The sequence below is a fragment of the Aquicoccus porphyridii genome (assembly GCF_008369105.1).
GTDB lineage: Bacteria > Pseudomonadota > Alphaproteobacteria > Rhodobacterales > Rhodobacteraceae > Aquicoccus > Aquicoccus porphyridii.
Map to the genome: position 1 here is coordinate 1 of NZ_VINQ01000096.1, position 531 is coordinate 531.

Genomic DNA, 531 nt, shown 5'->3' on the forward strand with positions numbered 1-531 from the left:
AGCGTCTCGGTTCTCGCGGGCGACGGCCCTTACAGGCGGACCTGGCCTTCATACACGCGGACGGCAGGCCCGGTCATCATAACGGGCTGGCCGGGACCTGCCCACTCGATGTGCAGGCGGCCGCCGGGGAGGTCGATCTGCACCGGCGATTGCAGCCAGCCCTGGCGAATCCCGGCAACCGCCGCGGCGCAGGCGCCGGTGCCGCAGGCTTGGGTCTCGCCGACGCCGCGCTCCCAGACGCGCAGGCGCGCATGGTGCGGATCGAGCACCTGGAGGAAGCCGATGTTGGCCTTCTTCGGGAAGCGCGGATGGACTTCCAGTTGCGGACCGAGGCTGTGTACCGGTGCGCTGTCGACGTTCTCGACGCGCAGCACGCCATGGGGATTGCCCATGGATACCGCGGCCAGTTCGACGCGCTGGCCATTCACCTCTATCTCATAGGACAAGGCTTCGCGCTCGGCCTGGAACGGTATCTCGGCCGGGGCCAGGCGCGGCGGACCCATGTCCACCGTGACCTGGCCGTCCGGGCGG

Annotated in this window: 1 protein-coding gene; it reads right to left on the minus strand. The window is 69.7% G+C overall.

Features of this window, described 5'->3' with window-relative positions; translation table 11 throughout:
• Nucleotides 1-29 precede the first annotated feature (29 nt).
• Nucleotides 30-531 (minus strand): diaminopimelate epimerase (gene dapF, locus FLO80_RS23740; RefSeq protein ID WP_149187132.1); only part of this gene is annotated, 502 nt, incomplete at its 5' end.